The following is a 13,735-nucleotide window of genomic DNA, read 5'->3' as shown; positions in this document are numbered from 1 at the left end:
GTCCGGCCCGTCCGGCCACGCTTCCCGCGCGGCTACGCTCCGCAGCCCCGTAGGAAGCGGCGCGTGCGGGTGGCGATGGGCAGCGGCTTGTCGGGCGGGCAGGGATACATGTCCTGCTCGACGATGGCGAAGAGATCCACGTCCAGCCGCTGCGCCGCCGCCAGCACCGGCTCCAGCGCGGGAACCCCGGCCGGCGGCTCGCACATCACGCCGCGTCCCACGGCCGGTCCGAACGGCACCCCGCCGGCCACCACGTCCGCGAGGATCTCCGGGTCCACCTGCTTGAGATGGAGGTAACCGATCCGCTCCCCGTAGGTCTCGATCAGCTTGACGCTGTCGCCGCCGCAGTAGGCGTAGTGCCCGGTGTCCAGGCAGAGCGAGACCAGCTCGGGATCGGTCGCGTCGAGGAAGCGGCTGACGTTCTCCTCGCTGTCGATATGGGTGTCGGCATGCGGATGCACGACGATCCTCAGTCCGTACCGGTCCGCCACCTCGCGGCCGAGGCGCTCGGTCTGGGCCGTCAGATCGCGCCACTGCTCAGCGGTGAGGGTGCGGTCCTCCAGGACCTCGCCACTCTTGTCGTCCCGCCAGAAGGACGGGATCACCACCAGATGGTCCGCGCCCATCGCCCGGGTGAGCGCGGCGATGTCCGCGACATGCTCCCAGGTCTTCTCCCAGACGGCGGGCCCGTGGTGCAGCCCGGTGAAGACCGTCCCGGCGGAGACCTTCAGCCCGCGCCGGGCGGTCTCCGCGCGCAACCGCTCGGGATCCGACGGGAGATAGCCGTAGGGGCCCAGCTCGATCCACTCGTAACCGGCCTCGGCGACCTCGTCGAGGAAGCGCTGCCAGGGCACCTGCCGCGGGTCGTCGGGAAACCACACGCCCCAGGAGTCGGGGGCTGATCCGACCCGGATGCGGCTCAACTTAGGCACGGAAGAGGTCATACCGGTCAGCTTTCCGGCCGTCCGGAAAGAGTGTCAAGGCTTCGTCCGGATGTAAGGACAAAATATTGACAGGGCTCCGGCGGGGGCAGCAAGGTTGTGCCGGAACCGGTAACGGCACCGGATCGTGCGCGGTCGTACCGGGCCGGGTACGGGGCCCGGCCGTCCGGTCCGGCCCGGCCGTCGAATCCGAAGGGACAGGTATGTCTGCGCCGTACGACGTGATCACCATGGGGCGGATCGGCGTTGACCTCTATCCCCTGCGGATCGGGGTACCGCTGGCGCAGGTCGAGACCTTCGGCAAGTTCCTCGGCGGCTCCGCGACGAATGTCGCGGTGGCGTCCGCCAGGCTGGGGCGCCGCGCCGCCGTCATCAGCCGTACGGGCCAGGACGCCTTCGGGGAGTACGTCCATCAGGCACTGGGCGAATTCGAGGTCGACGACCGCTGGGTGACCGGTGTCGAGCGCCTCCCCACCCCCGTCACCTTCTGCGAGATCTTCCCGCCGGACGACTTCCCGCTCCACTTCTACCGGCAGCCCAAGGCTCCCGACCTGGAGATCCATCCGCACGAACTCGACCTCGACGCGGTCAGGTCGGCCCGGATCTTCTGGATGACCGGGACCGGCCTCTGCGCGGAACCCAGCCGCTCCGCCACGCTCGCCGCCCTGGAGGCGCGCGGGAAATCCGGGATCACCGTGTTCGACCTCGACTGGCGCCCGATGTTCTGGCCCGAACGGCCCACCCCCACGCCCGCTCCCGCCGGCGCCCCCACCGCCCCTGCCGGAGCCGGGCCCGACGCCTTCGACACCGCCGGCGCCCCGGCCGCTCCCACCGGAGCCGGGCCGGGCGCCCCCGACCCGCGCGAGCTGTACGCACGGGCCCTGCGGCACGCCACCGTCGCCGTGGGAAACCTGGAGGAGTGCGAGGTGGCCGTCGGCGAGCGCGACCCCGAAGCCGCCGCGCGGGCGCTGCTGGCCGCCGGAGTGGAGCTGGCCGTGGTCAAACAGGGCCCCAAGGGCGTGCTCGCCCTGCACCGCGACGGCACGCGCTCCGAAGTGCCGCCCGTCCCCGTCGAGGTCGTCAACGGACTGGGCGCCGGGGACGCGTTCGGCGGCGCCCTCTGCCACGGGCTGCTCGCCGGCTGGGAGCTGGAGCGCGTCATGCGGTACGCCAACGCGGCGGGCGCCCTCGTCGCGGGCCGGCTCGCCTGCTCCTCCGCCATGCCGTACGACAGCGAGGTCGCGGAAGTCCTCGCGGCCGGCCGCGTCCCGGAGCAGGATGCCGGGAGCCTCCGATGAGCCGCGTCGACGTGACCGAGCTGGTCCGGCTCCGTACCCACCACCCCGAGGCCGTCGCCGAGGCCGCCGCCCGCCGCGTCCGGCGGCCCCTGCTGCGCTCCACCGGCGGGTCCACCGGCCGGTTGATGATCATCGCTGCCGATCATCCGGCACGCGGCGCCCTCGCCGTCGGCAACAGCCCGCTGGCCATGGCCAACCGTCACGACCTGCTGGAGCGGCTCTGTCTGGCCCTGTCGCGCCCCGGCGTCGACGGCGTCCTGGCCACCGCCGACATCCTCGACGACCTGCTGCTCCTCGGCGCCCTGGAAGACCGTGTCGTCGTCGGCTCGATGAACCGGGGCGGCCTCGCCGGCGCCTCCTTCGAGCTGGACGACCGCTTCACCGGGCACCGCCCCGAAGACCTCGCCAGGCTCGGCTTCGACGCGGGCAAGCTGCTGCTCCGTATCGACTACGAGGACCCCGGTTCCCTCGACACCCTCCACGCGTCGGCCCGCGCCGTCGACGCCATGGCGGAGCGCAGGCTGCCGGTCTTCGTCGAGCCGTTCCTGTGCCGTCGCGAGGAGGGACGCCTGCGTACCGACCTGAGCGCGGAGGCCGTGACACGCTCGATCGCCGTCGCCTCGGGACTCGGCGGCACCTCGGCGTACACCTGGCTGAAGGTTCCCGTCACCCGCGACCCCGACGATATGGCGCGGGTGATGGAGACCTCGACCCTGCCGGCCGTCCTGCTGGGCGGCGAGATCGGGGACGACCAGGAAGGCGCGTACGAGAAATGGCGCACGGCGCTGCGGTTGCCCACCGTTCAGGGGCTCGTCGTGGGCCGCTCACTGCTCTATCCGGCGGACGGCGACGTGGCCGGGGCCGTCGACACGGCGGTGGGCCTGCTCTGAAGGGTACGGAGACCTCATGACAACCGACCGAGAGAACCGGAAGCCGTACGACGGGTACGTGCCCGCCGGAGCCGCCGCCACCGGGCCCTACGCGCTCGACATCGACCCCGAGCGGGCCCGCTGGTCGCACAGCAGCCTGCGCGTGCTGGAACTCCCGCCCGGCACGGACCACTCGCTGGACACCGGGGACAGCGAGTGGATCGTGCTGCCGCTCACCGGTGGTTGCACCGTGCACACACAAGGTGAATCCTTTGAACTGCTGGGCAGGGAAAGCGTGTTCGGCGGAGTCACCGACTTCGCCTATCTCCCGCGTGACGCCCATGCGCAGATCGCCTCCGGCGCGGGAGGCCGTTTCGCCCTGGCAGGAGCGAAGTGCGAGCGAAAGCTCCCCGCTCGCTACGGCCCCGCGTCGGAGGTTCCCGTCGAGCTGCGCGGCGCGGGCGACTGCTCCCGCCAGGTCAACAACTTCGCCGCCGCCGGAGTCTTCGAGTGCGACCGGCTCATCGCGGTCGAGGTGCTGACGCCCGGCGGCAACTGGTCCTCGTACCCGCCGCACAAGCATGACGAGTACCACCCCGGCGTCGAGTCCGAGCTGGAGGAGATCTACTACTTCGAGATCGAGGACGGCGGCGTCGGCTACCACCGGGTCGCCCCGTCCCGCCACGGCGGCACGGACATCCTCGCCGAGGTCCGTACGGGTGACACCGTCCTCATCCCGGACGGCTGGCACGGCCCCTCCATCGCCCCGCCCGGCCGCGACATGTACTACCTCAACGTGATGGCGGGCCCCGGCCGGTCCCGGGAGTGGCTGATCAGGGACCACCCCGAGCACGGCTGGATCAGGGACACCTGGCCCGCGCTCCCCGTCGATCCGAGACTGCCGCTGTACGGAGCGGAGGCGAGCGCGCGATGACCACCGACCCGAGCGCCGGGACGGCCCCCGGCACCGTCGACCCGGCCGTCGGCCACGCCGCCACCGGCGCCGCCCCGGCCGGCCCTGCCCGCAGCCCCGCAGCCGCCCCCGAGGCCACCGGCCGGGGCCCGCGCCGGCTCACCGTCGCCCAGGCGCTGATCCGTTTCCTCTCCCGGCAGTACACCGAGCGCGACGGCCGCAGGCAGCGGCTGATCAACGCCACCTGGGGCATCTTCGGCCACGGCAATGTGGCGGGCATCGGCCAAGCCCTGGTGGAAGCCGCCCCGGACATGCGGTACGTGCAGGGACGCAGCGAACAGGCCATGGTCCACGCGGCCGTGGGCTACGCCCGCCAGAGCAACCGCCTCTCCGCCCACGCCGTCACCACCTCCATCGGCCCCGGCGCCACCAACCTCGTCACCGGCGCCGCACTCGCCACCGTCAACCGCCTCCCCGTACTGCTGCTCCCCGGTGACACCTTCGCCACCCGCCCCGCCGACCCGGTGCTCCAGCAGCTCGAAGTCCGGTCAGCGGGCGATGTGTCCGTCAACGACGCGCTGCGGCCCGTCTCCGCGTACTTCGACCGGGTCGCCCGCCCCGAGGCGCTGATCCCGGCCGCGCTGGCCGCGATGCGCGTGCTCAGCGACCCCGCCGAGACCGGAGCCGTCACCCTCGCCCTGCCGCAGGACGTGCAGGCGGAGGCGTACGACTGGCCGGAGGAGTTCTTCGCCGAGCGGGTCTGGCGGGTCCGCCGGCAGGCGCCCGACCCGGATGAACTCGCCGACGCGGTACGGCTGGTACGGGAAGCGCGCCGCCCCTTGCTGGTCGCGGGCGGCGGTGTCCATCACAGCGCGGCCGAGGCGGCGCTGGCCGCGTTCGCCGACGCGACGGGCGTGCCGGTCGCCTCCACCCAGGCGGGAAAGGGATCCCTGCGCCACGACCATCCCGCCGACGTCGGCGGCGTCGGCCACACCGGCACCGCCGTCGCGGACGACCTGGCCAGGACGGCGGACCTGGTGATCGGCGTCGGCACGCGCTGGTCCGACTTCTCCACCGCCTCCGCCACGCTCTTCCAGCATCCGTCCGTCCGCTTCCTCAACCTCAATGTCACCGGCTTCGACGCCCACAAACTCGCCGCCCACCCCTTGGTGGCGGACGCGCGCACCGCCCTGGAGCAGCTCGCCGCGGGCCTCGCCGGCCACCGTGTCGACCCCGCCTACACCGCGGAGATCCGGGCGGGCAGGGCGCGTTGGGAGGAGCGGGTGCGGACCGCGTTCACCGGAGCGGAGAGGGACCCGGCGGCCGAGCCGCCGGACGGGGACAGCAGGGAGAAGGACGCGGACGGCGGGGATCTCGTACGTCCCACCCAGGCGCAGGTCCTCGGCGTGCTCGACGAACTCGTCACCGACGAGGACATCCTCATCAACGCCGCCGGATCGCTCCCGGGCGATCTCCACAAGCTGTGGCGGGCCCGCTCGCGCGATCAGTACCACGTCGAATACGGCTACTCCTGCATGGGTTACGAGATCCCGGCGGCCATCGGCGTCCAGCTCGCGGCCCCGGACCGCCCCGTCTGGGCCCTCGTCGGCGACGGTACGTATCTGATGAACCCCACCGAGATCGTCACGGCGGTCCAGGAGAAGCTGCCGGTCAATGTCGTGATCCTCCAGAATCACGGCTACGCCAGCATCGGCGCCCTCTCCGAGTCGGTCGGTGCCGAACGCTTCGGCACCGCCTACCGGTTCCGCGCCGCCGACGCCACGTACACCGGCGCCCCGCTGCCCGTCGACCTGGCGGCCAACGCCGCCTCGCTCGGCATGCGGACGGTCCGCGCCAGGACCGTCGGTGAGCTGCGCGAAGCCCTGGCGGAGGCGCGTGCCTCCGCCGACCCCACATGTGTCTACGTGGAGACCGAAACGGCAGACACAGTGTCGGGCGTCCCGCCGGCCCAGGCGTGGTGGGATGTTCCCGTGGCCGAGACCGCGACGCGTACGTCCGCCGCCTCGGCCCGCGAGGAGTACGAACGGTTCGCAGCAGCCCGTCGCCGCCATCTGTGAGGGAGAAGAAGCATGAAGACCGTCAATCACTGGATCGGTGGCAAGAGCGTCGAGGGCGCGTCGGGCAACTGGGGGCCGGTCACCGACCCGGCGACGGGCGCGGTCACCACCCGGGTCGCCCTCGCCTCCACCGAGGAAGTCGGCCGTGCGGTGTCCGCAGCGAAGGCCGCGTACGCGACCTGGGGCACCTCGTCCCTCGCCCAGCGCACGGCGGTCCTCTTCCGCTACCGCGCGCTGCTGGACGCGCGCCGAGACGAGATCGCCGCGCTGATCACCGCCGAACACGGCAAGGTGCACTCCGACGCGCTGGGCGAGGTGGCGCGCGGCCTCGAAATCGTCGAGCTGGCCTGCGGGATCACCACCCAGCTCAAGGGCGAGCTGTCCACCCAGGTCTCCAGCCGGGTCGATGTCTCCTCGATCCGGCAGCCGTTGGGCGTCGTCGCGGGCATCACGCCGTTCAACTTCCCGGCGATGGTGCCGATGTGGATGTTCCCGCTGGCCGTCGCGTGCGGGAACACCTTCGTGCTCAAGCCCAGCGAGAAGGACCCGTCGGCGGCCAACCTGCTGGCGGAGCTGGCGGCTGAGGCCGGACTGCCCGACGGCGTGCTCAACGTCGTGCACGGCGACAAGGTCGCGGTGGACGCGCTGCTCGCGCACCCGGACGTGGCGGCGGTCTCCTTCGTCGGCTCCACGCCGATCGCCCGCTACATCCACACGACGGCCTCGGCCAACGGCAAGCGCGTGCAGGCCCTCGGCGGCGCCAAGAACCACATGCTGGTCCTGCCGGACGCCGACCTCGACGCCGCGGCGGACGCGGCGGTCTCGGCGGCGTACGGCTCGGCGGGGGAGCGCTGCATGGCGATCTCGGCGGTGGTCGCGGTCGGCGCCATCGGCGACGAACTGGTCGCCAGGATCCGCGAGCGCGCGGAGAAGATCAGGATCGGCCCCGGCACCGACCCCGCCTCCGAGATGGGCCCGCTCATCACCAAGGCCCACCGCGACAAGGTCGCCGGATACGTCACCGGCGCCGCCGCCCAGGGCGCCGAAGTCGTCCTGGACGGCACGGGGTACACGGTCGAGGGCCACGAGGACGGGCACTGGATCGGCCTGTCCCTGCTGGACAAGGTGGCCACCGACTCCGACGCCTACCGCGACGAGATCTTCGGCCCGGTGCTCTGCGTGCTCCGCGTGGAGACGTACGAGGAGGGCGTCGACCTCATCAACGCCTCGCCGTTCGGCAACGGTACGGCCATCTTCACCCGCGACGGCGGCGCCGCCCGCCGCTTCCAGCTGGAGATCGAGGCCGGCATGGTCGGCGTGAACGTGCCGATCCCCGTCCCCGTCGGCTACCACTCCTTCGGCGGCTGGAAGGACTCCCTCTTCGGGGACCACCACATCTACGGCAACGACGGCGTGCACTTCTACACCCGGGGCAAGGTCGTCACCACCCGCTGGCCCGACCCGTCCGACGCGCCCGCCGGGGTCGACCTGGGCTTCCCGCGCAACCACTGAGCCGGGACGCGCGGACCAGCTGCGCGTCGACCGGCGCCGCCCCACCCGCGGCGCGTCGACCTGCGCCGCGTCAACTCGTGGCGCGGGCATCCCGACACGCGGCCAGGTAGCCAGGCCCGTACGGCAGATGGTGCCGTACGGGCCGCTGTGCTGTGCGCCGCCAGGTGAGGCCGACCGTTCCTGTACACGACGGCGCCCGTGTCGCGTTCGTACCGTTGTGGGGAAATCTTTGCCCATGGCCGGATCGTGGCAATCCGGGCGGTGATCGGCGTCCGCGGTCGCCGCCCCGCCACGGCAAGAGCCCCGGCCCGAGGCCCGCTCGCGGTCCGGCTCCCCGTCTTTGCCGTCTTTGCCTTGTGCCCTCCGTCGGCCGAAATGCCAAAGGCGCGTAACCGCTGGTGTTACGGCCGCGTTGACCCTTCGCAGTCGCATGACTCACGCTCGTTATATAGATGCTGGATACAACTGATCCGGCCCGGGGCCCCGTCCTGCCATGGATCCGTCGTGGGCCATGGCCTCTGACCTGCGCTCGGCTGGGATCGGAAGCAGGAGGACGCACATGTGTGGCATCACCGGCTGGCTCTCCTTCGACCGTGACCTGCGATCCGCCTCCACCACATTGGATGCGATGACGGAGACGATGTCCTGCCGCGGTCCCGACGACCGCGGCACCTGGATCAACGGCCCCGTGGCCCTCGGCCACCGTCGGCTGGCCATCATCGACCTGCCGGGCGGGCGGCAGCCGATGACGCTGGACACGCCGGAGGGCACTCTCGCGCTCGTCTACTCGGGCGAGACGTACAACTTCACCGAGCTCCGCCGGGAACTCATCGACCGGGGGCACCGGTTCACCACGAATTCCGACACGGAGGTGGTCCTGCAGGGATACCTCCGGTGGGGCGAGGCGGTCGCGGAACGGCTGAACGGGATGTACGCCTTCGCGATCTGGGACGGCCGGCACCAGAAGCTGGTGATGATCCGGGACCGGATGGGCATCAAGCCGTTCTCGTACTATCCGACCCCCGACGGGGTGCTGTTCGGCTCCGAGCCCAAGGCCGTCCTCGCCAACCCGCTGGCCCGCGCCCGCGTCGGCCTCGACGGCCTGCGGGAACTGTTCGCCTTCGTCAAGACGCCCGGACACGGGGTGTGGGAGGGCATGCACGAGGTCGAGCCCGGAACGGTCGTCACCGTGGACCGCGCCGGCCTGCGCAAGCGGGTCTACTGGTCCCTGGAGACCCGGCCGCACACCGACGATCTGGACACGACGGTGCGACAGGTCCGTACGCTCCTCGACGACATCGTGCGGCGGCAGCTGGTGGCGGACGTGCCGGTCTGCACGCTTCTCTCCGGCGGGCTCGACTCCTCCGCCATGACGGCGTTGGCCGCGCGGCAGCTCGCCGCGTCGGGCGAGACCGTACGCAGCTTCTCCGTCGACTTCGCGGGCCGTACGGAGAACTTCGTCGCCGACGAGTTCCGCGCCACCCCCGACGCCCCCTTCGTGCACGACGCCGCCCGCGCTTCGGGCACGGAACACCAGGACATCGTGCTCGACTCGGTGGCCCTGGCGAACCCGGAGGTGCGTACGAGGATGATCAGGGCGCGCGATCTGCCCATGGGGTTCGGGGACATGGACTCCTCCCTCTACCTCCTCTTCAAGGCGATCCGGCAGCGCTCCACGGTCGCGCTCTCCGGCGAGTCGGCGGACGAGGTCTTCGGCGGGTACCCCCAGTTCTTCGACGAGCGCGCGCGGAAGGCCGAGACGTTCCCCTGGCTCGTCCAGTTCGAGGAGCGCTTCGGCGACGACGCGGGGGTGCTGCGGACCGAGGTGAACCGGAGCATCGATCTGCCCGCCTTCATCCGGGACAGCTACGCCACGGCCGTCGCCGGCATCGAACGGCTGCGGGACGAGAGCGATTTCGAGTACCGGATGCGCACGATCTGCCATCTCCACCTGACCCGCTTCGTACGGGTGCTGCTGGACCGCAAGGACCGGGCGAGCATGGCGGTGGGGCTGGAGGTGCGGGTGCCGTTCTGCGATCACCGGCTGGTCGAGTACGTCTACAACACCCCGTGGTCCTTCAAGTCCTTCGACGGCAGGGAGAAGAGTCTGCTGCGGGAGGCGACGGCCGACGTCCTGCCGAGGTCGGTGTACGACCGGGTGAAGAGTCCGTACCCCTCCACCCAGGACCCCCAGTACGCGACCGCCCTCCAGGAACAGACCAAGGATCTGCTCGCCCGCCCGGGCCATCCGGTCTTCGACCTGGTGGACCCCGCCAAGGTCAGGCGGGTCGCGGAATGCGACACGCCGCAGAACAGCACAGCCTCGCGGCGTGGCATGGAACGCACGCTGGATCTCGCGCTCTGGCTGGACCTCTACAAGCCGGAGGTCACGCTGGCCTGAGCGGTGCCGGGCCCGACCTCACCCGAGCGTGGCGCCTGCCGGCCCGCCGGTCAGCGCGATGTGGCGGCAGCCCCGTCCGGAAGAGACGGAGAGGTGAGGTCGGCCTCGTCCAGCCTGCGCGTGAGGGCGTCGAGACGGGCGCGCAGGTCGTTGATCTCCTGGAGGTCGCACCCGGTGGCCGCGGCGATACGGCGCGGTACAGTCCGGGCGCGCTCGCGCAGCGCCGTGCCCTCGTCCGTGAGGTGGATGTGGACCGACCGCTCGTCGCGCGTGCTGCGTTCGCGCCGCAGCAGCCCGGCGGCCTCCAGCCGCTTGAGCAGGGGGGACAGGGTTCCCGAGTCGAGCCGCAACGCCTCGCCCAGGTCCTTGACGGGGAGCGGGCCGCGCTCCCAGAGCACCAGCATCACCAGGTACTGGGGGTAGGTGAGCCCGAGGTCCTTGAGGAGTACGCGGTAGACGCCGCCGAACGCACGCGACGCGGCGTGCAGGGAGAAGCAGATCTGCTGGTCCAGGCGGAGGAAGTCCTCGTCGGGGGGCGGTGTCGGCGTCGTCGGTGTGGCGGTCATGAGTTCAGGATAGCCCGGCGGACATCATTTAGTTGCGCACAATTCAATTGTGTGATGTCATTCTTCATGACGGCGGGGCACACCGCCCGACCCGGATGAGAGGGATGGTTTCCATGGACGCGCTGTACACCGCTGTGGCCACTGCCAACGGTCGCGACGGACGGGCTGTCAGCTCCGACGGACAGCTGGACCTCGCGCTGGCCATGCCGCCGGCGCTGGGCGGCAACGGCCAGGGCACCAACCCGGAGCAGCTGTTCGCCGCCGGCTACGCCGCGTGCTTCGCCAGCGCGCTCGGCCTGGTCGGGCGCCAGGCGAAGGTCGACACCAGCGAGGTCTCGGTGACGGCGGAGGTCGGCATCGGCAAGGACGGCGAGAGCTTCGGCCTCGCCGTCACCCTGCGCGTGGAGCTGCCGGACTCGCTCACCGGCGAGACCGGCGACCGCCTCGTCGAGCAGGCCCACCAGGTCTGCCCGTACTCGAAGGCGACCCGCGGCAACATCCAGGTCGACCTGGTGGTCGAGTAACGGGCCCGGCTGCCCACGACCGCGTGACGCACTGACGGCCCGACGGCCCGGCGCCCCCGTCCGGGGGCGCCGGGCCGTTATTCGGTGGCGGACGAGCACGGACGGCAACAGCCTGGGTCCATGCCAGAACCGAAGCACCGCGTCCGCGCCCTCCACACCGGGTCCACCATCACGGTCTACCAGGCGTACCCGCCCGAGATAGGCGTCCCCGCCGCCCGCGACGGCCGCTTCCCCGCTGTGTGGAAGCGGGACCGCATGACGTGGATGGCCACGGTCGGGAGCAGCGGGGGAGTGGCTACGTGTTCGCCCGGTGGACGACGCGCATAGGCATCGCCGAGGCGCCGTTCTGGTCGCGGGTGATGGGGCGGTCCGCTGCCTGTTCGATCTGCCACTCGGGTGTTTCGTATGTCGGCCGCTTCATGAGGGTGTCTCCTCGGCGGGCGGCGCGTCGTCATCGTGGTCGGGGTCGTCGTCCTCGGGCTGAGGGAGACGGTCTCCTCTGCTCTCCGCCACCCGCAGCGCGTCACGCAGCGCTTCGTACAGGCGGGCGCTCAGGTAGCGGAGTTCCCAGGGCTGGACCTTGTCGTCCTTGAGCATGTCGGCCGCGTGGCCGAGGAGGACGTTGCCGGCCTGGAGTTGTACCTCCTCCATCTGGTCGGCGAGTCGGGAGAGATGACTCCTCCTGTCGTCGTCGGTCACCAGATAGGAACGCTGTCCGGCGGGGCCGAGCCACGGCAGGAGACGGGGGTTCTCGCTCATCGGGCCACCGCCGTCCAGGGGGTGGCGTTGGCCGGACTGGGCCGCATGCCGCGCTCGTGTGCGACGACGTACGGGCGGACGAGGCGGACGTCCTCACCGTGGATCGCGGGCCAGACGTATGGGTCGAGTACGCGCGGGCTGTCCGTCGCTGGTGTGCTCACGCAGTGCGTGAGAGGGCTGGTTTCGGCCGCGCGGTGGTGGCCCGGGGCGGGAAGCAGCAGTCTCAGCAGCCACTCGAAAATCCTGCCGATAGGGTTCCGCATGTCTACCTGCTTTCTCAGGTCGGCCATGCCCCGGGGTGCCGTCACGCACCGCCGGGGTGTCTTGTCTCGACAGTCAACGACCGTCTGTGGCCCTGCGGCAGCGTTCATAAGAGGGTTCACGTACACAGGTGGGTCCGCGAAGTTCCGGCAAGGGGGTTCACCGCGAACCCTCTTGTCCGGCACTGCTGTGACAGGATGGATACGCGTAGTGATGCTTGGGGGTGCCGCAGAACGTGAGCAGATCACCGAACCATCAGTTGGCCGCCGTCATGGCGGAGGCCGGATCCTCGAACAAGGGACTGGCCAAGCGCGTCTGCGAGGTCGCACGGCGGCATGGCGAGCAGTTGGGCACCACGCATGTCGCCGTTCAGCGCTGGTTGAACGGGGGCGGGATCCAGCGTCAGACCGCCGCGTTCGTCGCCGAAGCACTGAGCGAGAAGTTACGGCGGAGGATCACCCCGAAGGATCTTGGTTTTCCGGGTGCGGCGCCTGCCCCCGAACCTGTGGTCGGCATGAGTTACGCCGAATCTCTTGGCGAGACGCTCAGCATTCTTGAGGGTCTTACGCATCAGCGACCCGAAGACGGTCCTGGGAATGAACCTCCCTTGCGCGATAGCGATGTTCACTCCGCCGCCCTCGCTTGGCTGGTGTCTCCGCCGGACGGTGTGCCCACCGACGCCCCCACCACCCGCCGCGTCGGCATGCGCGATGTCGCGGCCATCCGGACCGCCGCCGGGTTCTTCATGCAGCTCGACTTCCAGTTCGGTGGCGGACATGCGCACAAGGCGTTCCGCCACTACTTTCGCGAAGACGTGCTGCCGCTCCTCGGCGCCGGCTACAGCGCCAAGGTGGGGGAAGCACTGTTCGCGGCGGCGTCCGAGATGTCGCAGCTCCTCGCCTGGAGCGCGTACGACAGTGGGAACCACGCGCTCGCGGACCGCTATCTGATGTCGACGCTGCGCCTGACGCAGGTGTCCGGCGACCGCATGATGGGTGCGCGCATCCTCACCAACATGAGCCACCAGGCGAACTATCTGGGCCGAGCACCTCGGGCCGTCACGCTCGCCCGCGCATCGGTGGAGGGCGGGAAGGGCAGTTCGACCCCTCGGGCCATGGCACTCTTCTCCGCTCACGAGGCCCGCGCGCTGTCCACCGCGCAGGATCACAAAGGCGCGGCCCGCGCGATGAACGACGCTGAGAGGTTCTTCGAGCGAGCCGACAGCGTCGAGGATCCTGAATGGCTCGCCTATATGGACGAGGCCGAGCTGATCGGCGAGTTCTGCCACTGCTTCAGAGACTTGGGGCAGGGCGCGGAAGCCGTCCGGTTCGCCGAGCGCGCCGTTGCTCTCACCGACCCCAAGTACGCTCGTACGCTTGGCTTCTGTCGGATGGTGCTTGCCCAGAGTCACCTACTTGACGGTGGCCTCGACGCCGCCGTGACGACCGCCGGTCTCGCCGTTGAGGCGGGCGACGCCCTCCAGTCCGCGCGGTTCCAGCGGTACGTGGGCGACTTCCAGCGCGAGGTGTCCGTTCACGGGACGCTCCCGATCGTCCAGCAGTTCAATGGCCAGGTGGCGGAGGCGATGGAGCGGCTGGACGACGGCGAGTAGC

General features: G+C 70.9%; 13 protein-coding genes and 1 pseudogene. 9 read left to right on the top strand and 5 right to left on the bottom strand.

Annotated features, from left to right (window positions below):
* Window positions 1–32: 32 nt before the first annotated feature.
* Window positions 33–944, bottom strand: coding sequence for a sugar phosphate isomerase/epimerase family protein (locus tag ACFY6S_RS11455; protein ID WP_388825509.1), 912 nt, complete (start codon window positions 942–944; stop codon window positions 33–35).
* Window positions 945–1,144: 200 nt separating this feature from the next.
* On the opposite strand from ACFY6S_RS11455, the gene iolC reads away from it, so the two are divergent.
* The 6 genes from iolC to asnB all read left to right on the top strand — a co-directional run bounded on the left by iolC (window position 1,145) and on the right by asnB (window position 10,012).
* Window positions 1,145–2,239 (top strand): 5-dehydro-2-deoxygluconokinase, encoded by a 1,095-nt coding sequence (iolC, locus tag ACFY6S_RS11450; RefSeq protein WP_388825512.1) that lies wholly within the window; start codon window positions 1,145–1,147, stop codon window positions 2,237–2,239.
* Window positions 2,236–3,129, top strand: a complete 894-nt coding sequence (locus ACFY6S_RS11445) for a deoxyribose-phosphate aldolase (protein ID WP_388825515.1) — start codon at window positions 2,236–2,238, stop codon at window positions 3,127–3,129. The genes iolC and ACFY6S_RS11445 overlap by 4 nt, the downstream gene beginning before the upstream one ends.
* Before the next feature lie 16 nt (window positions 3,130–3,145).
* The gene (gene iolB / locus ACFY6S_RS11440; RefSeq protein WP_388825518.1) at window positions 3,146–4,042 is read left to right on the top strand and encodes a 5-deoxy-glucuronate isomerase; all 897 of its coding nucleotides are present in this window, start codon (window positions 3,146–3,148) and stop codon (window positions 4,040–4,042) included.
* Entirely contained in the window at window positions 4,039–6,099 is a 2,061-nt protein-coding gene (iolD, locus tag ACFY6S_RS11435; RefSeq protein ID WP_388825521.1) for a 3D-(3,5/4)-trihydroxycyclohexane-1,2-dione acylhydrolase (decyclizing), read from the top strand. Before iolB ends, iolD begins: the two co-directional genes overlap by 4 nt.
* A 12-nt stretch (window positions 6,100–6,111) precedes the next feature.
* Window positions 6,112–7,611 (top strand): CoA-acylating methylmalonate-semialdehyde dehydrogenase, encoded by a 1,500-nt coding sequence (gene mmsA / locus ACFY6S_RS11430; protein WP_388825524.1) that lies wholly within the window; start codon window positions 6,112–6,114, stop codon window positions 7,609–7,611.
* Window positions 7,612–8,170: 559 nt separating this feature from the next.
* The gene (gene asnB / locus ACFY6S_RS11425; RefSeq protein WP_388825527.1) at window positions 8,171–10,012 is read left to right on the top strand and encodes an asparagine synthase (glutamine-hydrolyzing); all 1,842 of its coding nucleotides are present in this window, start codon (window positions 8,171–8,173) and stop codon (window positions 10,010–10,012) included.
* Window positions 10,013–10,062: 50 nt separating this feature from the next.
* On the opposite strand, the gene ACFY6S_RS11420 is transcribed toward asnB, so the two are convergent.
* Window positions 10,063–10,578, bottom strand: coding sequence for a MarR family winged helix-turn-helix transcriptional regulator (locus ACFY6S_RS11420; protein ID WP_388825530.1), 516 nt, complete (start codon window positions 10,576–10,578; stop codon window positions 10,063–10,065).
* A 113-nt stretch (window positions 10,579–10,691) separates the two neighbouring features.
* Here ACFY6S_RS11420 and ACFY6S_RS11415 point away from each other — a divergent pair, with 113 nt between their 5' ends.
* Both ACFY6S_RS11415 and ACFY6S_RS11410 read left to right on the top strand, forming a co-directional pair.
* Window positions 10,692–11,102 (top strand): organic hydroperoxide resistance protein, encoded by a 411-nt coding sequence (locus ACFY6S_RS11415; RefSeq protein WP_388825533.1) that lies wholly within the window; start codon window positions 10,692–10,694, stop codon window positions 11,100–11,102.
* Window positions 11,103–11,222: 120 nt separating this feature from the next.
* Window positions 11,223–11,369: pseudogene (locus tag ACFY6S_RS11410) on the top strand (DUF4291 family protein); the annotation flags it as partial.
* Between the two features lie 28 nt (window positions 11,370–11,397).
* Here the strand turns inward: ACFY6S_RS11410 and ACFY6S_RS11405 are convergent.
* Genes ACFY6S_RS11405 through ACFY6S_RS11395 form a run of 3 tightly spaced genes read right to left on the bottom strand, consistent with a single transcriptional unit; the run spans window position 11,398 to window position 12,124 of the window.
* Complete coding sequence (locus ACFY6S_RS11405) at window positions 11,398–11,523, bottom strand: hypothetical protein (protein WP_388825854.1); 126 nt, start codon at window positions 11,521–11,523, stop codon at window positions 11,398–11,400.
* Entirely contained in the window at window positions 11,520–11,861 is a 342-nt protein-coding gene (locus ACFY6S_RS11400; protein WP_388825536.1) for a hypothetical protein, read from the bottom strand. The genes ACFY6S_RS11405 and ACFY6S_RS11400 overlap by 4 nt, the downstream gene beginning before the upstream one ends.
* A complete protein-coding gene (locus tag ACFY6S_RS11395; protein ID WP_388825539.1) occupies window positions 11,858–12,124 on the bottom strand; it encodes a hypothetical protein in 267 nt (88 codons plus the stop codon). The genes ACFY6S_RS11400 and ACFY6S_RS11395 overlap by 4 nt, the downstream gene beginning before the upstream one ends.
* Window positions 12,125–12,357: 233 nt before the next feature.
* On the opposite strand from ACFY6S_RS11395, the gene ACFY6S_RS11390 reads away from it, so the two are divergent.
* On the top strand, window positions 12,358–13,734 hold the full coding sequence (locus ACFY6S_RS11390) for a sporulation protein (RefSeq protein ID WP_388825542.1): 1,377 nt from the start codon (window positions 12,358–12,360) through the stop codon (window positions 13,732–13,734).
* The last annotated feature ends 1 nt before the right edge of the window (window position 13,735 follow it).

It is taken from the genome of Streptomyces sp. NPDC012835 (genome assembly GCF_042900885.1).
GTDB lineage: Bacteria > Actinomycetota > Actinomycetes > Streptomycetales > Streptomycetaceae > Streptomyces.
The sequence above is the reverse complement of the archived record's forward strand: the minus strand, read 5'-3'. Positions and strand labels throughout refer to the sequence as shown.